21 protein-coding genes are annotated in these 24,673 nt (G+C 57.8%); 14 read left to right on the forward strand and 7 right to left on the reverse strand.

Features of this window, described 5'->3' with window-relative positions; translation table 11 throughout:
* Positions 1 to 374: 374 nt before the first annotated feature.
* The 7 genes from AO242_RS16075 (at position 375) to AO242_RS16105 (ending at position 7,854) form a co-directional block, all read left to right on the forward strand.
* Positions 375 to 1,097, forward strand: coding sequence for a FadR/GntR family transcriptional regulator (locus AO242_RS16075; protein WP_099269514.1), 723 nt, complete (start codon positions 375 to 377; stop codon positions 1,095 to 1,097).
* 87 nt (positions 1,098 to 1,184) lie between these two features.
* Positions 1,185 to 2,063: an SMP-30/gluconolactonase/LRE family protein gene (locus AO242_RS16080; protein WP_099269515.1), complete on the forward strand. Its 879-nt coding sequence runs from the start codon at positions 1,185 to 1,187 to the stop codon at positions 2,061 to 2,063.
* 219 nt (positions 2,064 to 2,282) lie between these two features.
* Positions 2,283 to 3,287, forward strand: a complete 1,005-nt coding sequence (locus AO242_RS16085) for a substrate-binding domain-containing protein (protein ID WP_099269516.1) — start codon at positions 2,283 to 2,285, stop codon at positions 3,285 to 3,287.
* Positions 3,288 to 3,448: 161 nt separating this feature from the next.
* A complete protein-coding gene (araG, locus tag AO242_RS16090) occupies positions 3,449 to 4,975 on the forward strand; it encodes an L-arabinose ABC transporter ATP-binding protein AraG (protein ID WP_099269517.1) in 1,527 nt (508 codons plus the stop codon).
* A 63-nt stretch (positions 4,976 to 5,038) separates the two neighbouring features.
* Entirely contained in the window at positions 5,039 to 6,004 is a 966-nt protein-coding gene (gene araH, locus AO242_RS16095) for an L-arabinose ABC transporter permease AraH (RefSeq protein WP_027902022.1), read from the forward strand.
* Positions 6,005 to 6,391: 387 nt separating this feature from the next.
* Positions 6,392 to 6,907, forward strand: a complete 516-nt coding sequence (locus AO242_RS16100; protein WP_099269518.1) for a sigma-70 family RNA polymerase sigma factor — start codon at positions 6,392 to 6,394, stop codon at positions 6,905 to 6,907.
* Positions 6,904 to 7,854, forward strand: coding sequence for a FecR domain-containing protein (locus AO242_RS16105; protein ID WP_099269519.1), 951 nt, complete (start codon positions 6,904 to 6,906; stop codon positions 7,852 to 7,854). Before AO242_RS16100 ends, AO242_RS16105 begins: the two co-directional genes overlap by 4 nt.
* 199 nt (positions 7,855 to 8,053) lie before the next feature.
* Here AO242_RS16105 and AO242_RS16110 read toward each other — a convergent pair whose 3' ends face one another.
* On the reverse strand, positions 8,054 to 9,082 hold the full coding sequence (locus AO242_RS16110; protein ID WP_099269520.1) for a LacI family DNA-binding transcriptional regulator: 1,029 nt from the start codon (positions 9,080 to 9,082) through the stop codon (positions 8,054 to 8,056).
* Between the two features lie 303 nt (positions 9,083 to 9,385).
* Between AO242_RS16110 and AO242_RS16115 the strand changes: the two genes are divergently transcribed.
* From AO242_RS16115 to AO242_RS16145, 7 genes are all read left to right on the forward strand, one after another.
* Positions 9,386 to 11,059, forward strand: coding sequence for an ABC transporter substrate-binding protein (locus tag AO242_RS16115; protein WP_099269521.1), 1,674 nt, complete (start codon positions 9,386 to 9,388; stop codon positions 11,057 to 11,059).
* A 141-nt stretch (positions 11,060 to 11,200) separates the two neighbouring features.
* Positions 11,201 to 12,154, forward strand: coding sequence for an ABC transporter permease (locus tag AO242_RS16120; protein WP_099269522.1), 954 nt, complete (start codon positions 11,201 to 11,203; stop codon positions 12,152 to 12,154).
* 2 nt (positions 12,155 to 12,156) lie between these two features.
* Positions 12,157 to 13,050, forward strand: coding sequence for an ABC transporter permease (locus AO242_RS16125; RefSeq protein WP_099269523.1), 894 nt, complete (start codon positions 12,157 to 12,159; stop codon positions 13,048 to 13,050).
* Between the two features lie 2 nt (positions 13,051 to 13,052).
* Entirely contained in the window at positions 13,053 to 14,096 is a 1,044-nt protein-coding gene (locus tag AO242_RS16130; RefSeq protein ID WP_099269524.1) for an ABC transporter ATP-binding protein, read from the forward strand.
* A complete protein-coding gene (locus AO242_RS16135; RefSeq protein WP_099269525.1) occupies positions 14,093 to 15,100 on the forward strand; it encodes an ABC transporter ATP-binding protein in 1,008 nt (335 codons plus the stop codon). Before AO242_RS16130 ends, AO242_RS16135 begins: the two co-directional genes overlap by 4 nt.
* A complete protein-coding gene (locus AO242_RS16140) occupies positions 15,097 to 16,275 on the forward strand; it encodes an amidase (RefSeq protein WP_099269526.1) in 1,179 nt (392 codons plus the stop codon). Before AO242_RS16135 ends, AO242_RS16140 begins: the two co-directional genes overlap by 4 nt.
* A 170-nt stretch (positions 16,276 to 16,445) precedes the next feature.
* Complete coding sequence (locus AO242_RS16145; protein ID WP_099269527.1) at positions 16,446 to 17,711, forward strand: Zn-dependent hydrolase; 1,266 nt, start codon at positions 16,446 to 16,448, stop codon at positions 17,709 to 17,711.
* A 147-nt stretch (positions 17,712 to 17,858) separates the two neighbouring features.
* On the opposite strand, the gene AO242_RS16150 is transcribed toward AO242_RS16145, so the two are convergent.
* From AO242_RS16150 to AO242_RS16175, 6 genes are all read right to left on the reverse strand, one after another.
* Positions 17,859 to 18,344 carry a helix-turn-helix domain-containing protein gene (locus AO242_RS16150; protein WP_099269528.1) on the reverse strand — a complete coding sequence of 162 codons (486 nt, stop codon included), beginning with the start codon at positions 18,342 to 18,344 and terminating at the stop codon, positions 17,859 to 17,861.
* Positions 18,345 to 18,644: 300 nt separating this feature from the next.
* Positions 18,645 to 19,256 carry a PqiC family protein gene (locus AO242_RS16155; RefSeq protein ID WP_099269529.1) on the reverse strand — a complete coding sequence of 204 codons (612 nt, stop codon included), beginning with the start codon at positions 19,254 to 19,256 and terminating at the stop codon, positions 18,645 to 18,647.
* The gene (locus AO242_RS16160; RefSeq protein ID WP_099269530.1) at positions 19,253 to 20,935 is read right to left on the reverse strand and encodes a PqiB family protein; all 1,683 of its coding nucleotides are present in this window, start codon (positions 20,933 to 20,935) and stop codon (positions 19,253 to 19,255) included. The genes AO242_RS16155 and AO242_RS16160 overlap by 4 nt, the downstream gene beginning before the upstream one ends.
* Positions 20,928 to 21,542: a paraquat-inducible protein A gene (locus tag AO242_RS16165; RefSeq protein ID WP_027900796.1), complete on the reverse strand. Its 615-nt coding sequence runs from the start codon at positions 21,540 to 21,542 to the stop codon at positions 20,928 to 20,930. Before AO242_RS16165 ends, AO242_RS16160 begins: the two co-directional genes overlap by 8 nt.
* Positions 21,542 to 22,171: a paraquat-inducible protein A gene (locus AO242_RS16170; protein WP_099269531.1), complete on the reverse strand. Its 630-nt coding sequence runs from the start codon at positions 22,169 to 22,171 to the stop codon at positions 21,542 to 21,544. The genes AO242_RS16165 and AO242_RS16170 overlap by 1 nt, the downstream gene beginning before the upstream one ends.
* Positions 22,172 to 22,394: 223 nt before the next feature.
* Positions 22,395 to 24,506, reverse strand: a complete 2,112-nt coding sequence (locus tag AO242_RS16175) for a putative bifunctional diguanylate cyclase/phosphodiesterase (RefSeq protein ID WP_099269532.1) — start codon at positions 24,504 to 24,506, stop codon at positions 22,395 to 22,397.
* Positions 24,507 to 24,673: the final 167 nt, after the last annotated feature.

The raw sequence follows: 24,673 nt of genomic DNA on the forward strand, positions 1-24,673 counted from the left end.
CCTCGAATAGGCCTTATACATAGATGCAACCGGGTAGCAGTGTTCAAAAAGCGGGTTGAAAGTAGGGGCGAGTCCATACATAGGACCGGCTTCAGCCGGGAGAGGGCCCGCACTGCCGATGCAGGCGTGTCGGCGGGAATATCCCCTCGCGGCTGAAGCCGCTCCTACGACGGTGATCAGGCAACGTTTATCGTAGGACCGGCTTCAGCCGGGAGAGGGCCCGCACTGCCGATGCACGTGTGTCGGCATGAATATGCCCTCGCGGCTGAAGCCGCTCCTACGGAGATGTGTGGCGGTGCTGGTTAAGGTTTGACAGCCAATCATGTGATGATTAGCCTCAATTCGCGGAATGGCCGCGTAGTGAGGCGCATCACATGAGCAGTAATTTTCATGCGTCTACAGTCGATTGGCTGGGGGCGTGGATCGCGGCGGGTAATGTGCGGCCGGGTCAGGTGCTGAAAGTCGAAGCGGTGTTGGCTGAAGAATTGGGTGTAAGCCGTACGGTGATTCGTGAGGCGATCAAAACACTGGTTGCCAAGGGACTACTGGAAGTAGGGCCCAAGGTGGGCACACGGGTTTTGCCGTTGCGCAGCTGGAATCTGTTCGACCCACAAGTAGTGAGTTGGCTGGCGCGCAAAGGTCTGCCGGAAGATTTTGTGAAGGACCTGCTGGATTTGCGCAGGACTATCGAGCCCATGGCGGTGCGTTGGGCGTGCGAGCGGGCCAGCGCTGAGCAGATCAGCGAGATTCAATCGGCGTATGCGGCATTGGCAGTATCGGTAGCGGACATGGGCGATTACAACCTGGCTGACCGACGTTTCCATGAGGCGGTTCTGGCAGCCAGCCATAACCGCTTCATCGAGCAAATGCTGCCTGCGCTGGGGGCGTTGCTGGCCGTGTCGTTCGAAGTGTCGTCGGCGGTACCGGGTGAGCTGGGTAAAACCTTGCCACTGCATAAGGATCTTTCCGACGCGATTGCCAGTCGTGATGCAGCGCGCGGCGTGTGGGCCTGCATGACGTTGATCGAGCAGGCTGCCGGGGTGATTGCCGAATCGTTTGCCCGGCAGGCTTTGGCATCAAACAGCTTCACCGACTAACGTTGTACTGATGACCGAACACCCTGATGCATTTATAAGACGTACCAAGAAGCACCTATAAAAAACAAGAATAAAGGACACTTTCATATGCAATGGCTGCCTGTTTCAGCGCACCGTTTCATGCTGGGCGAAGGCTCGTTCTGGGACGCAGAAACCCAGACCCTGTATTGGGTCGACATCGCGGCCCGACTGGCCTGTCGCCTGTTCGAAGAGCAGTATCAGCAATGGCATCTGCCCGAACCTGTTTCGGCCTTTATCCCTACTCTTCGGGGCGATGCGCTGGTAACGCTGGCCAGCGGCGTCTACCGCCTTGACCTGGATTCTCCTGGCTATACGCCAAACCTCACCCTGTTTTGCAAGGCCGACCCGGTTGACGGTAATCGCGCCAATGAAGCCCGTTGCGATGACCATGGCCGCTTGTGGCTGGGGTCCATGCAGAACAATCTCGACGAGGAGGGCGGTGATCTGGCGATCACCCGGCGTTCTGGCGGTTTGTTCAGAATTGATACCGATGGCTCCGTCACGTCTTTGCTCGAAGGCCAAGGCATCGTCAACACCCTGTTATGGAGTGGGAAGGGCGATGAGCTTTACAGCGCCGACAGTCTTGATGGGGTGATCTATCGCTACCCGATCCTTGTCGATGGAAATCTTGGGGTGCGCTCGATCTGGGCTGCGGAGCATGCCCGCGGCGTTCCGGACGGCTCGGCGATGGACGTCGATGGCTACGTATGGAATGCACGCTGGGGCGGTAATTGCCTGATCCGCTTTGCGCCGGACGGCAGTGTTGACCGGATCGTAGAGTTGCCGGTCAGTCATCCCACCAGCTGCGTGTTTGGCGGTCCTGATATGACCACGCTGTATGTCACCAGCGCGGAGCCGGGCGATGCGCATGGTCAATTTGACGGTGCGCTATTGGCGACAAATGTCGGTATCAAGGGTTTGCCATCGACGCGTTTCGCTGGCTGACGGTTGTAAGCAAAAAGCTTGTTTTATTACCTGAAAAGGAGCGTTCCATGTCGGTGCTTTAGGAGGCGTGACACTAGGTTACATTCCGGTCATTGATAATATGATATGACTGTTTTGTTCTTGTTTTGATGTCGTTCCGGATTACCTTCGGGTGCGGATGACCTCAACACAACTCATTGCTGGACGCTGTAGCTATTCAATAAAAATAAGGAGTTAGCTATGTTGAGTCGTCATGGGATCCGTTCCCTTTGCTGTGCCGCTGTTGCCACTGCTGTGCTGGGTCTGTCGGGTGGTGTATCTGCCGCTGACAAAGTCAAAATCGGTTTCCTCGTGAAACAGGCCGAAGAGCCGTGGTTTCAGACCGAATGGGCCTTTGCTGAAAAAGCAGGCAAGGACCATGGTTTCGAAGTGATCAAAATTGCCGTGCCCGACGGTGAAAAAACCCTTTCCGCTATCGACAGCCTGGCCGCCAACGGTGCCAAAGGCTTCGTCATCTGCCCGCCCGATGTATCCCTTGGCCCTGCAATTGTTGCCAAAGCCAAAGCCAATGGCCTGAAAGTCATGGCCGTGGATGATCGATTTGTCGACGCCAGTGGCAAGTTCATGGAAGACGTCCCGTATCTGGGCATGGCCGCGTACGAGGTCGGCCAGAAACAGGGCGAAGCCATGGCCGCTGAAGCGAAGAATCGTAATTGGGACTGGAAAGAAACCTACGCGATTATCAACACCTACAACGAGCTGGATACCGGCAAGAAGCGTACCGAAGGCTCGGTGGATGCGCTGAAGAAAGCCGGCTTCCCGGAAGACCATATCCTCTTTACTGCGCAAAAGACCCTCGACGTACCTGGCAGTATGGATTCCACCGGATCGGCGTTGGCTAAACTGCCTGCAGCCGCGAAGAACCTGATCATTGGCGGCATGAACGATAACACCGTGCTAGGTGGTGTGCGTGCAACGGCTGGCGCGGGCTTCAAGCCTGCCAATGTGATTGGCATCGGCATCAATGGCACTGACGCTATCGATGAATTGAAGAAGAAAGAAAGCGGCTTCTTCGGCTCGATGCTGCCAAGCCCGGATAAAGAGGGCTACAACACCGCGCTGCAGATGTACAAGTGGGTAACCACCGGCGAGGAGCCTCCTAAATACACGGCAATGGATGACGTGACACTGATTACCCGGGCGAACTTCCAGGAAGTGCTGACCAAGATTGGTCTCTGGAAGTGAGAGTGTGCGAGGTGCGCACTCTCTAGCACCCGGAAACCCTGTAGGAGTGAGCTTGCTCGCGATAGCGGTGTATCAGCAAATGAAGTGTTGACTGACCCGGCGCCATCGCAAGCAAGCTAGCTCCTACAGGGAATCGCGGCTTGATCCGGACAGGAGGTTCCATGCAACCAGCAGCCATTGAGCAACAACTACCCGCAGGCAGCCTGCGCTTCAACGGCATCGGCAAGACCTTTCCCGGCGTGCGCGCACTGTCGGAGATTACCTTTGAAGCGCGTCCCGGCAGCGTTCATGCGCTGATGGGCGAGAACGGAGCGGGCAAGTCCACGCTTCTGAAAATACTGGGCGGCTCTTATCAGCCGAGTAGCGGCAATTTGTCGATAGGTGACCAGGCCTACAACTTTAAATCCACTGCCGACAGCATTGCCGCAGGTATTGCAGTCATTCACCAGGAGCTGCAACTGGTCCCCGAGATGTCCGTGGCCGAGAACCTGCTGCTCGGGCACATGCCGAGCCGCTGGGGCATGGTCAACCGCCGCGCCATGTTGCGTCAGGCGCGGGAGCTGCTCAAAGGGCTGGCCGACGAGATTGATCCGTCGACCCGGCTCGGTGACTTGTCCCTTGGCCAACGGCAACTGGTTGAAATCGCCAAGGCCATGTCGCGTAACGCCCATGTCATTGCATTCGACGAGCCCACCAGCAGTCTGTCGGCACGGGAAATCGATCGTTTGATGGCGATCATCGTCAAGCTGCGGGATGAAGGCCGGGTGATCCTTTATGTGTCCCATCGCATGGAAGAAATCTTCCGGGTCTGCGATGCGGTCACAGTGTTCAAGGACGGGCGCTTCGTGCGCACCTTCGAAGACATGGCTGAACTGGATCACGACCGGCTGGTGACCTGCATGGTCGGCCGGGATATTCAGGATATCTACAACTACCGGCCGCGACAGCATCAAGGGCCCGGCTTGCGGGTCACTGGATTGCTTGGCCCGGGTTTGCAGGAACCCGTCACTTTCGCCGTGCAAAAAGGTGAGGTGCTTGGCTTCTTTGGTTTGGTGGGTGCTGGTCGTACCGAGATGTTCCGCATGTTATCGGGCCTGACGCGCAGCAAGGCCGGCACGTTGCAGATTGACGGCAAGAACCTCGAACTGCGTTCCCCTCGTGATGCGATTGCCGCGGGAATCCTGCTATGCCCAGAAGACCGCAAGAAAGAAGGCATCGTGCCGCTCTCCAGCGTTGCCGAAAACATCAACATTGGTGCGCGTCCACGCCATGTGACGATGGGCTGCCTGATTCAGGGACGCTGGGAGAAGAGCAACGCCAAACATCAGATTCAGGCGATGAACGTCAAAACGCCTTCGCCGGATCAGCAGATGCTGTTTCTCTCCGGGGGCAACCAACAGAAGGCGATTCTCGGTCGCTGGCTGTCGATGCCCATGAAAGTCCTGCTGCTGGATGAGCCGACACGAGGCATCGATATCGGCGCCAAGTCCGAGATCTACCAGATCATTCATAACCTGGCAGCCGACGGTATCGCAGTGATTGTGGTGTCCAGCGATTTGATGGAAGTCATGGGTATTGCCGACCGGATTCTGGTCATGAGTGAAGGCGCTATCACCGGCGAGCTGAATCGCGACGAAGCGGATGAAGCGCGTCTGTTGCAACTGGCCTTGCCGCGAACCCGTGTCTGACATGGACCCGCTACGCGTAGCACAAGCAGAAAAACAAGAATGAAAAACAAGAAAGAGGTGCGTATGTCTACCGAATCCAGTCTGACGGCTCCACGTCAGGGCCTTAACGTGCGTCGTTTCATTGATGACTGGGCGATGCTGATGGCCGCCGTTGGCATCTTCGTGCTTTGCACGCTTCTCATCGATAACTTCATGTCCCCCCTGAACATGCGCGGCCTGGGGCTGGCGATCTCCACGGTGGGCATCGCTGCCTGCACGATGTTGTTCTGTCTGGCGTCAGGGCATTTCGATCTTTCGGTCGGCTCGGTGCTGGCCTGCTCAGGGGTGATCGCCGGGATTGTGATTCGCGATACCGACAGCCTGTTTCTCGGTATCTCCGCCGCCCTGGCCATGGGGCTGGTGGTGGGGCTGATCAACGGCATTGTGATTGCCAAGCTGCGCATCAACGCACTGATCGCGACCTTGGCGACGATGCAGATTGTTCGTGGCCTTGCGTATATCTTTTCCAACGGCAAGGCGGTGGGTGTTTCAAACGAAGACTTCTTCGTGTTCGGTAACGGCCAGCTGTACGGCGTGCCGGTGCCGATTCTGATCACCATCGTGTGTTTTGCGTTTTTCGGCTGGCTGTTGAATTACACGACTTACGGCCGTAATTCGCTGGCCATTGGTGGTAACCAGGAAGCAGCATTGCTGGCCGGTGTGCATGTTGATCGCACCAAGATCATTATCTTTGCGGTACATGGTCTGATCGGTGCGCTGGCGGGCGTCGTGCTGGCGTCGCGGATGACGTCCGGTCAGCCGATGATTGGCCAGGGTTTTGAGCTGACAGTGATTTCGGCGTGTGTGCTGGGCGGGGTGTCGCTGAGCGGCGGGATTGGCATGATTCGCCACGTGATTGCCGGCGTTTTGATCCTGGCGATCATCGAAAATGCGATGAACCTGAAGAATATCGATACGTTCTACCAGTACGTGATTCGCGGTTCGATTCTGTTGCTCGCGGTGATCATTGACCGGATGAAGCGGCGCTGAGGCGGTGATTGCAGATAGACCTTAGTGCCTGCATCGCTGGCAAGCCAGGCTCCAGCATGAGACCGCGTTCCTCCTGTGGGAAATTCCATGTTGGCCTGCAGGCTTGGTTTTGATCTCGTAGGACCGGCTTCAGCCGGGAGGGCGGCATTTCTGCCGAAGAATATCTGGCGAATGTCCCGACGTCCTCCCGGCTGAAGCCGGTCCTACGTGATTGCGCAGAACTTGTGAGCCTGGCTTGCCAGCGATTCAGGCTCCGCAAGTTCAGGCTCGCACTGCAAACTCCTTCTACAAACCCAACCCCCCTCAATAAATTAAAGTTGGCGCTCGCCTCTGAACTACTTAGAATGATTCTCATTTTAAGTAGTGACTCACAGTGAGCGGTTGACGATGAGGGAAGCAGCAGGGCCATTGGAGCCCACCCTGGAAAGTTTCTACCGCGATCACCGCAGCTGGCTGGAAAGCTGGCTGCGCGGTCGCCTTGGCAATGCATGGGATGCTGCCGATTTAAGTCAGGATACGTTCGTCAAGGTACTGGCCAGCCAGCACAGCGAACCTCTGGCTTCATTGCGTGAGCCGAGGGCCTACCTGTTGACGGTGGGCAAGCGCCTGTTGATCAACCATTACCAGCGTCGCAACGTCGAACAGGCCTATCTCCAGGCGCTGGCGACGTTGCCTGAACACGTGATTCCTTCACCTGAGCAACGCTGGGTCTTGCTGGAAACCCTGCAGGCACTGGATGAATTGCTCGATGCGCTGCCTTTGCCGGTACGCCGGGCGTTTCTCTGGGCGCAACTCGAGGGTCTCAGCTACGCACAGATTGCAGAACGCTTGCAGGTCTGCGAGCGAACGGTAAAACGTTACATGGCTCAGGCCTACACCCACTGTCTGATGGTCGAGCTATGAGCGGCGCGGTGCCGTCCCGGCAGATTGCTGAAGACGCAGCAGACTTTCTGGTCCTGCTGGAGTCCGGTAGCGCCAATGCCGACGACCGGGCGCGTTTACAGCGCTGGCGTGAGCAGTCCAGCCATCACGAGCAGACCTGGCAGAAAGCCCAGGGCTTGCGTCAGCGGTTTGCCGGGCTGCCACCTGAGTTGGCAATGGCCAGCCTTGACCGCCCTGACGCCGGACGCCGTGCCGTTCTCAAGCGCGCCTTGATTGTCGCCGCGCTGTTGCCTGCGGGCTGGTTGCTGGCTCAACAGACCCCGGTTGCCGCCTGGCGCGCTGATCTTCGCACTGCGTCGGGCGAGCGGCGGGATCTTCGTTTGCCGGATGGCAGCCTGCTGCAGCTGAGTACCGCATCAGCGTTGAACATGGATCTGGAGCAGGGCAGGCGGTTGCTGTCGCTGGTCGAGGGCGAGATGGCGCTTAACCTGGCCGATAATGTTCCGGCGATGACCATAAAGACGGCTCAAGGGCAGGTGTTCGCCACTGGTGCGGAGTTGTGTATTCGTCAATACGGGCAAAGCTGTCAGGTTTCCGTGTGGCGCGGCACGGTGGAACTCACGCCGCAACAGGGCCCGTCCATGCAACTACAGGCTGGCCAACGAGCCATCATGAGCGCCGAATCGATTACCTCTGTGCAGCCTTTTGATACCCGTCAGCCCGGCTGGCGTCAGGGCGTACTCAGCGTTGAAAATCAGCCACTGGGACGTTTTCTGGAGGAGCTCAGCCGCTACCGTCCGGGCGTTCTGCGTTGGGAGCCCGCGCTGGAGTCGCTAAAGGTCACCGGCACTTTCCGCCTTGATGACACCGACAAGATATTGTTCCTGCTTGCCGCCACCCTGCCATTGCGAGTGCAAACCCGGACGCGTTATTGGGTGACGCTGACCACCGGCAAGTCCACTGCGTGAATTGGAACGCTTTTCCTTTGGGCGTCGCGCTGTCGCGCATCTGACACTGGACCTGTAGGAGCGCGCTTGCCCGCGATAGCGTTGGCACAGCCGATACATTTATTGACTGACAGACCGAATCGCGGGCAAGCGCGCTCCTACAGTTAAAAAAGCATTCCAAATCATATGGTTGAATACTGTTTGATAGGCGTGTTTCAAGTCAGTATTGGGTATGCTCCTGACAACAACTACTATCCCGCACGATCAACACTGCCGGAAACCGATGCGACTGCACCGGTTCACCCGCTATGCGTTGCAGCAGGGTCTCAACCGCACGTACGCCTTGGGCATGCATGCTGGTGCTGATGCTTGTCAGTTGCAGGTGAGCAGCCAGTGGCGTGTCGTTGTAGCCGATCACGGCGATGTCCCGTCCGGCCACCAGGCCGCGGTTGCGCAGCGCACCGAACAGGCCGATGGCCAGAAAATCGTTGACGGCAAAAATCGCCGTTGGCGGTTGCGGCAGGTTCAGCAAATATTCTCCCGTACTGAACCCCACCTGGCTGTCGAACTGACCGGGGACAATGTATTTCGGCGCAATGTCGATGCCGCGCTCGCGGTAGTAGTCCACGAAGCTGGCGGTACGTTCGCTTGAGTTGCTGCTGTGCACTTCGCCGGCAATCACTGCGACGTTTGTATGGCCCTGTGCAAATAAATGCTCGGCCGCGAGGCGACCGCCCATTTCGTCGTCCGAGGTCACCGAGCAATGCTGACCGCGTCGGCGGCTAACCAGTACGAAGGGCACATGCCGCTCCGCCAGTTCCTCAAGAAACCCCGGCTCCGGGGTGCAGTGCACGTCACTGATGATCAAGCCCTCAACATTGCGCGCCAACGCGCGCTCTGCCAGTTCCCGCTGGCGTTCCGGACGGTCGAAGGTGTTGGCAACAAATGAGGTGTAGCGTCGCGCGCTGGCGGTTTCGTCGATGCCTTCATAGACCGTGGCCAGCACGAGGTCGGAAAGCCTCGGAACCAGAATCGCGATCTCGCGGCTGTGCCGCGTTTTCAGGGTGCGGGCGTGGGTGTTGGGTTGGTAATCAAGGCTGGCGGCGAGGGCGCGAATGCGTTCGATGGTGTCTTTGGACGCGGCCCTGCCTGCATGGTCAAGGGTGCCGTTGAGCACTCGCGAGACCGTTGAGACATGTACGTTGAGTTGCTGGGCAATACCGCGAAGTGTGGCGGGACGTCTGTTCATGGAGTAGGCCTCGTAACGCGTATTTCGCCGACGGGTATGCGCAGCATGACCTGTGCTTCCATGAGATCAGGACAGTTGCGCCAGCATGGAGCGCTGCGTACCAAAAGATTGCACGAACCGCTGCGCAACACTACCCAAACGTTTGGGTAATATTTTTCAGTGATTTTTAATGGTTTTTAACTTGCTGAAAGTAATCAGTTTTTTCTGCGCGATTGGTCTTTCACGATTTGCAGAGAAAAAAGTTGGTATGTCCATTGCGTTGCACCTGTCAGCTCTCCTTACCTGACTGATGGGAAACTCGCCATGACGCATGCTTCAGTAACCCGCGCACGTAGTTTTACCCGACTGGCACTGGCCTGTTCGGTAGCGATCGGTGCCTTGTCGCCACTGGCCGCGATGGCCGATAGCACCTTGCGGATCGCCATGACAGCAGCGGACATTCCGCTGACCCATGGCCAGCCGGATCAGGGGTATGAAGGCAACCGTTTTACCGGGATCACGATCTTTGACTCGCTGGTTGAGTGGGATCTGTCCCAGAGCGAGAAGCCCAGCGCGTTAGTGCCAGGGCTGGCTACCGAGTGGGCGGTCAATCCCGATGACCACACCAAGTGGATCTTCAAGCTGCGTCCGGGCGTGAAGTTCCACGACGGCTCGGCATTCAATGCTGATGCAGTGGTCTGGAACGTCAACAAGGTGCTCGACAAGCAGGCTCCGCAGTACGCCCCTGGGCAGATTGGCGTAACCGTTTCCCGTATGCCAACTCTGCGCAGCGCGAAGAAAATCGATGACCTGACCGTCGAGCTGACGACCAGCGAGCCGGATGCCGTGCTGCCGTACAACCTGACTAACTTGTTCATGGCTTCGCCCGTGGCCTGGCAGAAAGATTTCGCGGCCGTTCCAGCCGCCACGACTGACCCGGCCGAGCGCTCCAAGCAAGCCTGGACCGCGTTCGCCAGCCATTCTTCGGGTACCGGCCCGTTCAAGATGAACCGTATGGTGCCGCGTCAGGTACTGGTTCTGGACAAGAACCCGGACTATTGGGACCCCAAGCGTGTGCCCAAGGTTGATCGCGTCGAATTGATCCCGTTACCAGAAGCCAACGCCCGCACAGCGGCGCTGTTGTCCGGTCAGGTGGACTGGATTGAAGCACCGGCACCGGACGCCATGGACCAGATCAAGAGCAAGGACTTCAAGATTTATTCCAATGCTCAGCCGCATCTGTGGCCGTGGCAGTTCTCCTTTGCACCGGGTTCGCCGTGGCTGGACAAACGCGTGCGTCAGGCTGCCAACCTGTGCCTGGACCGCAGCGAACTGAAGGCTTATCTGGGCGGCTACATGCAGGAAGCCACGGGTACCTATGAGAAAGATTCGCCGTGGTACGGCAACCCGGCATTCAAGATCAAATACGATCAGGAAGCCGCGCAGAAACTCATGACCGAGGCGGGTTACAGCAAGGCTAAGCCGATCAAGGTCAAGGTCCTCACTTCGGCGTCCGGATCGGGGCAAATGCAGCCATTGCCCATGAACGAATACATTCAGCAGAGCCTCAAGGGTTGCTACTTCGATGTGGAAATCGCCGTCACTGAGTGGAACACCCTGTTCAGTGGCTGGCGTCTGGGCGCCAAGGATCCTGCGGCGCAGGGTGCTAACGCAATCAACGTCAGCGCAGCGGTCATGGACCCGTACTTCGGTATGGTGCGCTTCGCCAGCGAGAAGGCGTTCCCGCCGGTCTCCAATAACTGGGGCTACTTCGCCAACCCGGAAGTCGAGAAGTTGATCACCACCGTGCGCAACTCTTTCGATCCGAAAGCGCTGGATGAAGCGGCTGGCAAGCTCAATGCCGCCATCGTTGATGAGGCTCCGTTCCTCTACGTGGCGCACGACGTCGGGCCACGCGCCATTTCGCCAAAAATCAAAGGCGTTGTGCCTGCGCAGAGCTGGTTCATCGACCTGACGCTGGTCTCCAAACAGGACTGAGAAGCCTGAAGCAATACTTGTTGGAGCGAGGCTTGCCCGCGAATGGGTCGACGCGGTAAATCAGATACACCGCGTCATCGTTCTTCGCGGGCAAGCCACGCTCCAACAGGATTTTGTGTTTTACCTGTGTGAGGCGACCTTATGCTTTCCTATATCTTGCGGCGCATTTTGCTGGCGACGCCGATTTTGCTCGGCGTGGCGCTGGTGTGCTTCATGCTCGTGCAAATGGCACCCGGCGACCCGCTGGTTTCTGTGATGCCACCGGACGCGTCCGAAGCGCTGCGTATGCAGTTGATCCAGGCCTACGGGTTCGACAAACCTCTGCCGGTGCAGTTTGGCCTGTGGCTATGGCACGCCGTTCAGGGTGATCTGGGAATGTCGATTGCCAGCGGCCGTCCGGTCACTGCCGAAGTCATGGGCGCCGTGGGTTACTCCTTGCGGCTGGCGTTACTGGCAACGTTGATCGGCTTTGTCCTTGGCAGCCTGTTTGGTTTCGTAGGCGGCTACTTTCAGGACAGCTGGCTTGATCGTGTGGCATCGGCCATTTCCGCAGTGGGCGTCAGCGTGCCGCACTACTGGCTGGGCATGCTGATGGTGATCATCTTCTCATCACAACTGGGCTGGCTGCCGGCGACCGGTGGCGGACCGCTGGGGCAGGCCGCGTGGGCATGGGACTGGGCGCATCTGCAGTTCATGACTCTCCCTGCGATCACCTTGTCGGTCATCCCCACCGGGATCATTGCCCGTACCGTGCGGGCTCAAGTAGCGGAAACACTGTCGCAGGAGTTCATCATCGGTTTGCGTGCAAAAGGCCTCAGTGAGTGGGGCCTGTTTCGTCATGTGGTGAAAAACGCCGCGCCCACCGCGATGGCCGTCATGGGCTTGCAGATCGGCTATTTGATGGGCGGCTCGATTCTGGTGGAAACGGTATTCGCCTGGCCCGGTACCGGCTTGCTGCTCAACTCCGCGATCTTCCAGCGTGACTTGCCTTTGCTGCAGGGCACGATCTGGGTTTTGGCGCTGTTTTTCGTGGCACTCAATCTGCTGGTGGACATCCTGCAGACGTTGCTCGATCCACGTATCAAAAGGGGCTGAGCATGAACCTGTCGATATTGCGACCGGCCGCGCCGGTCATTGCACCCGTCGAGAGCTCGCCGGGTTACTGGAGTGAAGTGTTCGGCCGCGTGCGCCGGGATCCGGTGGCGTTATTCGTGGGCACGATCATTTTTGTGTTGCTGCTGCTGGCCGTGTTCGGGCCATGGATCGTTCCGGGGGACGCGTTTACCACCTCCATGTTCAAGCGCCTGAAGCCAATCGGCACCGAAAGCTTTCCGCTGGGCACCGATGAGTTGGGCCGTGATCTGCTGTCGCGGCTGATGCTGGGCGCGCGCTTGTCGCTGTTCATGGGCATCACACCGGTGATTTTCGCTTTTTTCATCGGTGGCGCGATCGGGGTGATTGCCGGTTACTTCGGTGGCTGGCTGAACAGCCTGATCATGCGCACGGTGGATGTGTTCTACGCATTTCCCTCGGTGTTGCTGGCGATCGCTTTTTCGGGCGCCTTGGGGGCCGGGGTCAACAATGCCTTGCTGTCACTGACACTGGTGTTCGTGCCGCAAGTGGCGCGGATTGCCGAAAGTGTCACTACTCAGGTGCGCAATCGGGACTACATCGAAGCGGCACGTGCCTCGGGGGCGGGTTCATTCACGATTATTCGCACCCAGGTGCTGGGCAACGTGCTGGGACCGATTTTCGTGTTCACCACCGGACTGATTTCCGTGTCGATGATCCTTGCTTCGGGCCTGTCGTTTCTCGGGCTGGGCGTCACGCCACCGGAGCCTGAGTGGGGCCTGATGCTGAACACCCTGCGTACTGCGATCTACACCCAGCCACTGGTTTCGGCGTTGCCGGGCGCGATGATTTTCATCACTTCGATCTCTTTCAACGTGCTCGCCGACCGTTTGCGGGCAGCCATGGCAATCAGGAGCTGACGATGACCAAGCGCGATATTGGCGGTCCAGCGCAGCCACTGCTGAAAGTGGAAAATCTGGTCAAGCATTTCCCGGTCAAAGGTGCGTTGGGTAAACGCAGCGTGGTTCGTGCCGTGGATGGCATCAACTTTGTGGTCCATAAGGGCGAAACCCTTGGTGTGGTCGGTGAGTCCGGCTGCGGCAAGTCCACCACGGCTCGGCTGTTGATGCAGTTGATTGAGCACGATAGCGGCGAACTGGTCTTCGACGCCATGAGCGTCGGTGGGCTCCAATTGCCGTTGCGAGACTACCGGCGTCAGGTGCAAATGGTTTTTCAGGACAGCTATTCCTCCCTGAACCCGCGCCTGACCATGGAGCAATCCGTAGCGTTCGGCCCGTCCGTACACGGCGTTAGCCAGAAGGATTCCTTGCTTCGCGCCCGCGACCTGCTGGGCCGGGTGGGACTGGAGCCGACGCGCTTTGCCGGTCGCTATGCCCACGAGCTTTCCGGCGGGCAGCGTCAGCGGGTAAACATCGCCCGGGCACTGGCGGTGGACCCGCGTCTGGTGATCCTCGATGAAGCCGTTTCGGCGCTGGACAAGTCCGTTGAGGCGCAGGTTCTGAACCTGTTGCTGGACCTCAAGGACAGCCTGCAACTGACCTACGTGTTCATCAGTCATGATTTGCACGTGGTGCGCTATTTATCCGACCGGATCATGGTCATGTACCTGGGCGAGATCGTTGAGATCGGCCCCGCAGAAGCGTTGTTCTCGGATGCCCAGCACCCGTACACCCAGGCGCTGCTGACGTCCATGCCATCCATGGATCCGGCCAGTCGAACGCTGGTATCGCCGTTGTCCGGCGATCCGCCCAGCCCGATCAATCCGCCGTCAGGCTGTCGTTTCCACACCCGCTGCCCACACGCGGAAGCGATTTGTGCGCAGACCGCTCCGGTGCTGACTGACACGGGGGACGAGCATCAGGCGGCATGCCTGATGGTCCAGCCGGGAGCAGGGCACAGCCGCAGTCCATCGGCGCAGTTGATTCACAGAGGAGCACTGGCATGAGCGAACAACCCATGGTTGCCGTGCGTGACCTCAAGGTCCGTTTCAAACGTGGAGGGCAGACGTTATCAGCGGTCAATGGCGTCAGCCTGGAAGTGGCCAAGGGTGAAGTCCTGGCGCTGATCGGTGAATCCGGTTCGGGCAAGAGCGTCACGTTGAGAGCCTTGATGCGCCTGCATTCCGAGCGCTCGACCACCATCGAGGGACAGATTGATATCGCCGGGCAGAACCTGATGAAACTGTCCCGCAGCCAGTTGCAGGCGCTGCGCGGCCCTGTGGCGTCAATGATTTTTCAGGAACCGTTGCTGGCGCTTGATCCGGTTTACACCATTGGCCAGCAGATCGTCGAAGCGCTGCGCCGTCATCGGCCGATGTCCAAAGCCGAAGCCCGCGCGGCGGCACTTGAGGCCTTGCGCAATGTGCGCATTCCCAGCCCCGAGCAGCGTCTGGATGCCTACCCCCACGAGATGTCGGGGGGGATGCGCCAGCGGGCGATGATTGCTTTGGCGCTGGCCTGCAAACCGCAGATTTTGCTCGCGGACGAACCGACCACAGCGCTGGACGCCACCGTGCAGATCCAGATTCTGATCCTGCTGCGCGAATTGCAGCAGGAACTGGGCCTTTCGATCATCTTCGTGACCCACGACATTGGTGCTGCCGTTGAGGTCGCGGACCGTGTGGCAGTGATGTATGGCGGGCGCATCGTCGAGCAGGCGCCTCTGGCCGAATTGCTTGAGAACCCCCGGCACCCTTATACCCAGGTCTTGCTCGGTACCCGTCCCAAAGATGGCCTGCGTAAAGGCGAACGCTTGATCAGCATTCCCGGCGCGCCTCCTGATCTGGCTAATCTGCCGACAGGCTGTGCCTTCGCCCCGCGTTGCCCGCGCGCCAGTGAAATTTGCCGCAACGAAGTTCCGGCTATCGAGGACATTTTTGCTGAGCACTCCGTGAGCTGCCATCACTGGAGTCAGGCCCCCGTTCATTCCGTTTGTGAGTCCATGACATGACCGATTCTGCGTTTGCTTTCATGCCCTATCCCCACGTTGATGTACCCCGTGCGGCCAGCGGCCCGTTGGCGGGTTACACCTTTGCCGCCAAAGACCTGTTTGACGTAGCGGGTTATCCAACCGGAGGTGGCAACCCCCATGTGTTGGCCATGTCCGGGATCAAGACGCTGACTGCGCCGACCATCCAGCGCTTGCTGGACGCTGGTGCCGAACTGGTGGGCAAGGCGCACACCAATGAAATGGCTTATTCAATGAGCGGCAAAAACGCTCACTACGGCACCCCACGCAACGGCGCTGCCCACGACCGGATTCCGGGAGGCTCGTCGTCGGGTTCGGCGTCGGCAGTCTCGAACAAGTTGTGTGATTTCGCCATGGGCAGCGACACCGGCGGTTCGGTGCGAACCCCGGCCAGCTACTGCGGGTTGTTCGGATTGCGCCCGAGCCATGGCCGGGTGTCGCTGGCAAATACTCAGGCGCTGTGCGAAAGCATGGACACCGCCGGGTATTTTGCCCGCGACGCCAAGGTGTTCGGCCTGGTAGGAGAGTGCTTGCTGGGTGAGGATTCGGCGCGATTGCCGGAGGCACCGAAACTGGTGATCAGCGAGGCGTTATTCGACCTGTTGCCCAAGGCATCGCTGGATGCACTGGCACCGGCCATTGCGCAAATTACTGCCAGTTGCGGGTCCCTGGAAAAGCTCGAAGGTGAGCTGCCCTCATTGACCGAAGCTTATTGGGCGTTCCGTTACATTCAGGGGCGTGAGGCCTGGCAGGCGCAGGGTGAGTTGATCGAGCGTGAAGGCCTGGCATTAGGCCCGGATGTCGCGGCACGTTTCGCCTGGTCAAAGGCGGTCACTGACGAGCAGTACAACGACGCCTGTGCGTTGCGCGAACGGTTTGCGGCGCACTGGCAATCGTTGCTGGGTAATCGCGTATTGGTGATGCCCACCGTCCCGGATATCGCGCCGTTGCTCAGTGCCAGGGATGAAGAGATCGAAGAGACCCGGCGCATTTCCCATCACTTGCTGGCGATATCTGTGCTGTGCCGTACGCCGCAATTGAGCATGCCGCTAACGATGAAAGACGGGGCACCGCTGGGCATTTCACTCATGGGCCCGGTAGGCAGTGATCTGAGCCTGGTGAAGCTGGCGGTGAAGATTGCCGGTTACACATCCTGAATCGCTGATGCGCTCGCGGCTAAAGCCGCTCCTACGAATTAATTAAATGTAACCGTAGGAGCGGCTTTAGCCGCGAGGAGGCCAGCCCATATCGACACGTTTATCACACATCCCGTCCTCCGGCAGAAGCCGGTCCTGCCAGGGTGTTGCTTCCCACTGGAGAAACCATCATGACCACCCCGTTCACCTCGACAACATTGCTTACTTCCAATGCTCCGCTGATCAACAGTCAGCGCCTCTGGCAATCATTGATGGACCTCGCGCAAATAGGCGCTACGGTCAAGGGCGGCGTGTGTCGGCTTGCGCTGACTGACCTTGATCGTCAGGCCCGGGATCTGTTCGTCAAATGGTGCGAGGAGGCGGGTTGTTCGGTGAGCGTCGATGCCATCGGAAATATCTTCGCCCGGCGTCCCGGACGCAATCCGGATCGCGCACCGGTGATGACTGGCAGCCATATCGACACTCAGCCTACGGGCGGCAAGTTCGACGGCTGTTTCGGTGTGATGGCCGGGCTGGAAGTGATCCGCACCCTAAACGATCTGGGGCTGGAAACCGATGCACCGGTGGAAGTCGTAGTCTGGACCAACGAGGAAGGCTCGCGCTTCCCCCCGTGCATGATGGGCTCGGGGGTGTTCGTAGGCCAATTGGATCTGGCCGAGACGCTGGCCAAGCAGGACGAGCAAGGTCTGGTAGTCGGTGAAGAGCTGCAGCGTATTGGTTACGCTGGGAGCAGGGCGGTGCTCGGTCATCCGGTGGGTGCCTACTTCGAAGCACATATCGAACAAGGCCCTATTCTTGAGGATCAGGCAAAAACCATCGGCGTGGTAATGGGCTGTCTCGGACAGAAATGGTTTGATCTGACCCTGACCGGCGTCGAGGCCCATGCGGGGCCGACGCCCATGTCCCTGCGCAAGGATGCACTGGTCGGGGCCGCGCAGGTCGTGAGTGCGGTCAACCGCATTGCGTTGCAGAGTCAGCCTCATGCCTGTGGCACCGTCGGGTGTCTGAATATCCATCCGGGATCACGTAACGTAATCCCTGGCGAAGTGAAGATGACCATTGATTTTCGGCACCTTCAGGCTGACAAGCTGCAGGCAATGGTTGATGAGCTGCGGCAAGTGATCGAAAGCACCTGCGCCCAGCATGGCCTGAGCCATGAGCTGACACCCACGGCAGACTTTCCGCCACTGGACTTCAACAGCCTGTGTGTCGACGCTGTTCGCCAGGGAGCTGCGCAACTGGGGCTTAGCCATATGGATATCGTCAGTGGTGCGGGGCACGATGCTATTTTTATCGCCGAACTGGGACCAGCGGGGATGATCTTTGTGCCGTGCGAAGGCGGTATCAGTCACAACGAAATCGAAAACGCGACACCCGAAGATCTGGCGGCTGGCTGCGCAGTGCTGCTGCGAGCGATGGTAAGTGCTGCTCAATAATGCCGGGATGTCCATCCATCAGTGGGGCTTGCCGGACTTATGAACCGCTGACAACGCCCCGTTAACTACTGCAGTAACTTAATTAATAGACGGATATATCTATTTGCGATAATCGTTACAACAATAACTTCAAATGAGGGTATCTGATCAATTCAAACGTGAGGTAACGAAGATCAGGCGTAGAGTCGCCAGTGCGATGGCTTCAGCCTCGCCCTTGATGTTTTCGAGTTGGGTATTCCTGCTATCGGCCTTGCCTGATTCACTGCTGGCGTCAGCCAGCCGACTGATTTGATACAAGTCGGTGGTGATGCCGTGCAGGTTGTTTTGCAGGCGTTCGATCAGGCTGTCCAGACGATCACTGCCGTACAAGCCATCGCGAGCAGGCAGACTTGAGGACAGTGCGTTGACGCCTGAATCGCCGTTGAAGGGGGGCAAACGAAGGCCTGTCACCACATAGGCCACATCAATGCCACCGTTGGCGATTCGGGATAGATAATCGGCTCTGGGGTATCGCAAGCCATTTTCGTAATTGCCTTGCGCATTTGTTTCAACACCGCCAATCGAGCCCAGCGCACTTTGTGACAGTTTGAGGCGCAGGCGTTCTTCTTTCAAACGTTGACCGATTTTAGTCATGGCGGTTTTCCGAGCAGTTATTCATGAGGATTGCCACGCCTGAGGGCGGCAACTTGTCAGGGTTGAATATGACTGATCCAGATTTACAGCAAAGATAATGAAATCAATCGGATACGACAGTCCGGTGGTTTTACTCCACCTGAAGAATGTTAACAATACAGCGAAATGCAACTCAAGTGGATCCAAAGACGTTAATTAGTTGAAGGATAGTATCAATCAGAGGTGTTAACGATAAATGTGCATCGTAATGGATGCCATGACAGCGGCCCACTGAGGGGCCGCGAAAGGACGTTCAATGTATCAAGGGCAGCGTGTGCTGGTTTGTTGCGACCAGGTTGCTGCGGTTCTGGCGATGCTGTCTGCCAGTCGTGAAACTGCTCGTTGATGAGCGATCACCAGATTTTCCATGCCCTGGCCTGCAGGCTCGCGGATGATGCTGCTGCATGTCAGGCTCTGTCGTTTTGCGTCGTTGTTGCGCAAACCCAGCGTCCAGACAACATCAATCAGTGCGTATTGGCTTAACACTGACTCAAAACGGCGGATATCCGTACGCAGTGACAAGACGGGTTTTGAAGCATCCTTCGGCAAACCCGCCATGTCGCGACTGCCAAAGCGACGCTCCAGCTGTCCGGTCAGCGCATCGTGGAATTCGTCACCCAATGGCGATCCCCAACGCTCGGCGTCCAGAATCGCCAGGCTGCCATTGCCCTGACGCACCACCAGCGGCGGTTGATCGACCTGAACGGCCATCAGCACCGGGAGCATTTCGAACTGAAATGGGGCCGGGCTCGCAATCGGCTGTGGATTCGAAGCCATGGGTGCAATCAGCGTGTAGTAGTGGGTAGGCGTCGAGGAGCAAGCGCTGAGCCCCAGCGCGGCTGCCAAGGCCATGAATTTCAAACGCAAACTCATTGTTGTGGCTCCAGGTCGATGGCACGGGATGATGAAGGGGCTTTGTAAGAGCCCGGCGCGGCGTCGCCAGTACGGCCACGAAGCAATGCTTCAGGATGACGACTGAGGAAGTCGGTCAGTACCCGGACCGAGCGCGCGGTGCGCTGCACCTCGTCCATGGCCTGGCCTAGTTGCTGACGTGCCGGAGAGTCTTCGGACAGCGTGTCATTCGCCGTGCCCAGTGTTTTCTTCGCCTGTTGCAGCGTGCCACGCATCTCCGGCAAGACTGTGCCGTTTACGGTTTTCAGGGTTTTTTGCAATTCACTCAAACTACCGTTGAGATTCTTCGCCAGGTCATCGAGAGGCAGTCTGCCGAGTTTCTCGACGAAGGCCTGCAACTGTTCCTGCAACTTGTCGAAGCTGCCCGGCACGGTAGGTATTTCCAGTGGGCGGTTTTTAGGATTGAACACAACCTTGGGCGCTTTCGGATCGAAATCCATCGCAATGTACAACTGCCCCGTCAGCAGGTTGCCCGTCCGGATCTGCGCACGCAGGCCCCGGGCAACAAATGCTCCGAGGATACGTGCCGATTGTTCGTCAACGTCACCACTACCGCCCATTTGCTGAAGTTTCTCTTGTGCAGCGCCAAGGCGTTTGGGGTAGATCACTGCACCGACCACGCCCGGAAACGTCTGGGACTCGGGGTCATAATCGAGGTCGACAGATACTACGCGGCCAATGTTAACCCCCAGAAAATCCACTGGCGCATTGACGGCGAGGCCTCTGAGAGACTGGTTGAAACGCAAACGAATATAGTTCGGCTCACCATCGGGTGGGGCGAGGGCAGAAGCCTGGTCGTCGAATATCTTGAACTCGGCATTTTCGTCCGCGGGTTTGGCATCCGGGCTCCAGTTCGGTTCGCGGAACGCGATCCCGCCTGACAATATCGAAGCCATGGACTGAGTGTCGATTTTCAGGCCCGCAGTGCCCACAGTGACATCCACGCCACTGGCGTTCCAGAAACGGGTATCGGTGGATATGTACTGATCATTGGGCGCGTTGATAAAGATCTGAATGTCGACGCCCTTGCCGTCCTTGGACAGCTCGTAAGAGACGACTTGTCCGACCTGAATGCGGCGGTAGTAAACCGGCGAGCCGATGTCCAGTGAGCCAAGGTCGTCGGTATGCAGTTTGAAACGCTTGCCTCTTTCCCCGAAGGCCACAGGCGGGGGCGTTTCCAGCCCGGTGAAGTCAGTCTTGGTTTTCTCCGACCTGCCAGCGTCAGCACCGATGAAGGCACCGGACAATAGCGTATCGACGCCCGATACGCCTTGTGCACCGATCCGTGGACGTACGACCCAGAAGTTAGTGTCTTCTCGTGTGAACGGCCCCGCAGAGTTGTTCAGCTCGATCGTTGCCAGAACATGAGTCCGGTCTTCACTGAGCTTGATATCCGTGACCATACCGATGACCACATTCTTGTACTTGACTTGGGTCTTGTTGGCATCCAGCCCCTCGGCGGTCAGGAAGCTCACAGTGATTTTGGGGCCGAGTGACATCCAGTTATTGACCGCCATGGAGATCCCGATAAGCGCGGCAACGATCGGCACCAGCCAGACCAGCGAAACACGCAGGCGCCGCCGTTTTATATCCGGGCGGCTCGGGGCCGATGAAGAAGGGGGGAGGGTATTGTCAGACATCTTCAACCTCTGCGTCCCAGATAAGCCGGGGATCGAAACTCATGGCGGCGAACATCGTCATCACCACTACCAGACCAAAAAACAGAATGCCGATTCTGGGCTCAATGGTGCTGAGCTCATTAAACTGCACAAGGGCGGCCACTAACGCCACCACCAACACGTCAAGCATCGACCAGTAGCCGATCAATTCGATAAACCGATACAGCTTTGCCCGCTCCCGCATGGCCCAGGTACTGCGACGCTGGCAAGTAATGAGCAGCAAGCCGAGGACAAAGAATTTGATGCTGGGCACCACCACGCTGGCGATGAAGATAAGCAGCGCAATATCCCACGAGCCACTTTTAAAAAATTCGATGACCCCACTCATGATGGTGTTCTGGCTGCTGTTGCCAAACATCGTGGTGTACATCACGGGCAGGGCATTGGCCGGAATATAGAAAATCAGTCCGGCAATCAAAAACGCCCAGGTACGAGCAATACTATTGGGTTTGCGGGTATGAACCGGGGATTCACAACGCGGACATTCGTGGCTGTTCTCCGGGCAAGCGTAGCCGCAGATGTGACAAAGCGTCAGGCCGTGTTCGTGGGCGAAGGGTATGCCGTTCACTAACGTGGCACTCCCGGTTCGGTCCAAAGGCGACGCGTGTGCTTACCGGCGATCAGAATGATCAGCACCATCAGCATGGCCATGGCCCACAAGCCGACGCCTGCATGCACGTCGAGCATGCCCGACAGTTTCACGATCGCGACCAGAATGCCCAGCATGCAGACTTCCAGCATGCTCCACGGCCTTAGATGTTCCAGCGCACGCATGCACCTCTTGAAGCCCGGAGCTATCTGGCCCTTTTGCGCATGGAGCAACACCCAGAACAGCAGAATGATCTGCAGCATGGGGGCAAAGATGATCGAGAGGCCGGCAACCAGTGCAATCAATGTGATGCGTCCCTGGGCAAGAGCCTCCACGGACGACCACAGAGTGACCTCATTACTCAGGCCCTTCATGCTGATGCTGATTACCGGGAACAGGTTGGCAAAGACGAACAGCACTGCGGCGGCGATGGTCAATGCCAGTAATTGTTCAAGACTCAGGCGATGAGCGCGTGCCAGAACTGCACCGCAACGCGCGCAAAATGACGTCTCGCCCTTTTGCAGGGGAACAGCCTCGTACAGCGAATCGCAATGTTCGCAGATGATCAGATCGTTAGAGGGTGTGGTGTCAGCCAAGGTGGTGCTCATCTACGCCGCGGGCCGGGGAGAATAACGCAAGAGAACGAAGGGCGAGAAGATACCTTTTTGACGCGCATATGGCTCCATTTTTCAGCCGTTCCTTTTAATGGCATGAAAGATGGACCGCGGGCGCTGACTGACGTTCACATGCCAATAAGCCATTATTGCTGGCTGACTCTTCCTGATGCTGGTCAAGCCGACGTCTGATGTTCTTCAGGACAAGGTTTGAAGTTCAGATTGCGATGGAAGGCGCGTAGGAGATGCTCTCCAGACGTTTGAGCTCGGCTGCAAGAAAGTCACTGGTAGACTCGACACTGAGCGGTCTGGCAAAAAAGTAGCCTTGCAAAAGGTGGCAGCCAAGGGCGCGCAATTGCTCGATCTGCTCTTGGGTTTCAACGCCCTCGGCAACAATTTCGAGACCCAGGTTGATCGCCAGCCCAATAGCGGTAGCGCAAATCTCCAGATCCTTGCCGCCTTTGCCAATGTCGCGGACAAAGCTGCGATCAAGTTTGAAGGCATGCACCGGCAAGACTCGCAGGTAACCCAGCGATGAATAGCCCGTACCAAAATCGTCGATTGATAAGCGCACGCCCAGTCGACGCAGATCGGCAAGCCGCTCGATGGAACGCTCGGGATCCTGCATGAGCACCGACTCGGTAATCTCCAGTTCCAGATGATGGCCCTGCAGATTGTGCCGCACCAGCGCACTGGTGACCGTCGCCTCAAGTTCGCTGACCAGCAACTGCTGAACTGACAGATTGACCGCCACTTTAAGGTCGGTGAAACCCATGGCGTGCCAGCGGGCGAGCTGCTCGCAGGCGGTTTCGATAACCCATGCACCCATGTCGGCAATGATGCCCATGGATTCTGCAACCTGGATGAATCGATCCGGCATGACCAGGCCGTAGTCCGGATGCTGCCAGCGGATGAGTGCTTCAAGGCATACAGTCCGGCCATCCGAAGCCAGCACCTGGGGTTGATAGCACAGGAAAAACTGTCTTTTCTCAAGGGCCAGGCCAAGCGCTGCCTCGAAATCAACCCGTTCTTGAATGTTTTCTTTCATGGCAGGGTGATAGACCCGCAAGTTGCCTGGGCCAAAGCTCTTGGCCTCGTGCAGTGCCAGTTCGGCAGCGCCGAGGATATCCTCGGGCTGGCAGGCATCATCCGGGAATACTGCGACCCCGGCACTGGACGTTATTTTCAGCTGGCTGCCTGCAATGTCGAAAGATGACGCCAGGGCCTTGGACAGTTTTTCCTGCAAACGAGCAACGCCATTTTCGTTTTTGACTCCGCTGGCGCCCACTAACAATTGATCAGTGCCGACCCGCGCAATGAGGTCGCTGTCGCGCGTGGTGAGTTGCAGGCGTTGTGCAATCTTGACCAGCAACTGGTCCCCTGCCTTGTGTCCACGCGTGCCATTGATGATTCCCATCTGATCAAGCTCTAGCAGGAACACCACGAGCCTTGTTTGATTCTGTTTATTGACGGCTATCAAGCTTTGCAGCCTGACCAGTGCTCCGGCACGATTGGGCAACTCAGTCTGGGCATCGTTGTGAAGGGCATGCTCGAAGCGCTTGTTAGCGATCCGGTGGCTGTAGATCTCCTGTTCAAGCGCCCGATCAGTACGTGCTTTTTCTCGTCGGCTTCTGGAAACCCTCGCCTTGACCATCACAGAAAACCAGACCGCCAGAAACAGGAAGCCAAAGGCGCCTAGATAGGGCACCTGGACGACTCCGGCATCGGCCAGGCTGGTCAGGACGGTAGAGGTCAGCAACAGGACAATGGACGTCCAGATCACAATATTCGAGAGCGGCCCCGCCTTCTTTCTGATTCTGAGTGAAAACAGAGTGATCCAGATCAGCAGAGTGAACGACAACAGGCGTATGACCTGATAAATCGCCGACGGCTCGCCAGCCAGGATGAACAGCCGTTCCCCCCAGGCAGTCGTGCTCAAGCCATTGGAGTACAAGTGTTCAAATCGGTAACCCAAGGGGTTGTAGGCGTTGTAGGCAATTGCAAAAGCGGCCACGCCAGCGATCAGCCAGGAGGCCCTGTAAGCGCTGGGTCTGTTTTCCAGCGCGGCAATCAGGTAGCTGCTCAGCGGGACCAGTAACAGCGAGAAAAAGTTGACCCATTTGTGGGCTGACAGTGCCGCCTGAACTGTGTGTGCTGAGTACTGGACGGCACAGGCAACCTGAAACAGAGCGAAGACCAGGCAGGTCGCGGAAAACATGACGCAGGCTCGGGTGTAACCACTGTTGCGGGCCAGCAACGCGGCATTGAACGCGCCCATGACCAATATTCCCGTGGAAATGAAATACAGAGCAAGGATGGGTGCGATCATTTCGTCCTCTGAACTGGATCGGCACACCAGCAACGACAAGGTCGGAATGGAAGGCTGCGGGATGGGATCCGATCCCTAGGATAGCATCAAATAGCCATTACTTTGTTTTGCGTATTAAACATAGTGTGCATTCAGATTTGCACAGAACCCTGTGGGAGATTCTATGT

The sequence above is a fragment of the Pseudomonas sp. ICMP 561 genome (genome assembly GCF_002699985.1).
GTDB lineage: Bacteria > Pseudomonadota > Gammaproteobacteria > Pseudomonadales > Pseudomonadaceae > Aquipseudomonas > Aquipseudomonas quasicaspiana.

What these genes read in the sequence shown, in the direction of transcription:
- AO242_RS16160 (WP_099269530.1), bottom strand. Translation starts at nt 20,935, where the DNA reads ATGTCTGACAATACCCTCCCCCCTTCTTCATCGGCCCCGAGCCGCCCG.
- araG (WP_099269517.1), top strand. Translation starts at nt 3,449, where the DNA reads ATGCAACCAGCAGCCATTGAGCAACAACTACCCGCAGGCAGCCTGCGC.
- AO242_RS16085 (WP_099269516.1), top strand. Translation starts at nt 2,283, where the DNA reads ATGTTGAGTCGTCATGGGATCCGTTCCCTTTGCTGTGCCGCTGTTGCC.
- AO242_RS16150 (WP_099269528.1), bottom strand. Translation starts at nt 18,344, where the DNA reads ATGACTAAAATCGGTCAACGTTTGAAAGAAGAACGCCTGCGCCTCAAA.
- AO242_RS16175 (WP_099269532.1), bottom strand. Translation starts at nt 24,506, where the DNA reads ATGATCGCACCCATCCTTGCTCTGTATTTCATTTCCACGGGAATATTG.
- AO242_RS16155 (WP_099269529.1), bottom strand. Translation starts at nt 19,256, where the DNA reads ATGAGTTTGCGTTTGAAATTCATGGCCTTGGCAGCCGCGCTGGGGCTC.
- AO242_RS16080 (WP_099269515.1), top strand. Translation starts at nt 1,185, where the DNA reads ATGCAATGGCTGCCTGTTTCAGCGCACCGTTTCATGCTGGGCGAAGGC.
- AO242_RS16140 (WP_099269526.1), top strand. Translation starts at nt 15,097, where the DNA reads ATGACCGATTCTGCGTTTGCTTTCATGCCCTATCCCCACGTTGATGTA.
- AO242_RS16135 (WP_099269525.1), top strand. Translation starts at nt 14,093, where the DNA reads ATGAGCGAACAACCCATGGTTGCCGTGCGTGACCTCAAGGTCCGTTTC.
- araH (WP_027902022.1), top strand. Translation starts at nt 5,039, where the DNA reads ATGTCTACCGAATCCAGTCTGACGGCTCCACGTCAGGGCCTTAACGTG.
- AO242_RS16075 (WP_099269514.1), top strand. Translation starts at nt 375, where the DNA reads ATGAGCAGTAATTTTCATGCGTCTACAGTCGATTGGCTGGGGGCGTGG.
- AO242_RS16130 (WP_099269524.1), top strand. Translation starts at nt 13,053, where the DNA reads ATGACCAAGCGCGATATTGGCGGTCCAGCGCAGCCACTGCTGAAAGTG.
- AO242_RS16100 (WP_099269518.1), top strand. Translation starts at nt 6,392, where the DNA reads ATGAGGGAAGCAGCAGGGCCATTGGAGCCCACCCTGGAAAGTTTCTAC.
- AO242_RS16105 (WP_099269519.1), top strand. Translation starts at nt 6,904, where the DNA reads ATGAGCGGCGCGGTGCCGTCCCGGCAGATTGCTGAAGACGCAGCAGAC.
- AO242_RS16110 (WP_099269520.1), bottom strand. Translation starts at nt 9,082, where the DNA reads ATGAACAGACGTCCCGCCACACTTCGCGGTATTGCCCAGCAACTCAAC.
- AO242_RS16125 (WP_099269523.1), top strand. Translation starts at nt 12,157, where the DNA reads ATGAACCTGTCGATATTGCGACCGGCCGCGCCGGTCATTGCACCCGTC.
- AO242_RS16145 (WP_099269527.1), top strand. Translation starts at nt 16,446, where the DNA reads ATGACCACCCCGTTCACCTCGACAACATTGCTTACTTCCAATGCTCCG.
- AO242_RS16170 (WP_099269531.1), bottom strand. Translation starts at nt 22,171, where the DNA reads ATGAGCACCACCTTGGCTGACACCACACCCTCTAACGATCTGATCATC.
- AO242_RS16115 (WP_099269521.1), top strand. Translation starts at nt 9,386, where the DNA reads ATGACGCATGCTTCAGTAACCCGCGCACGTAGTTTTACCCGACTGGCA.
- AO242_RS16120 (WP_099269522.1), top strand. Translation starts at nt 11,201, where the DNA reads ATGCTTTCCTATATCTTGCGGCGCATTTTGCTGGCGACGCCGATTTTG.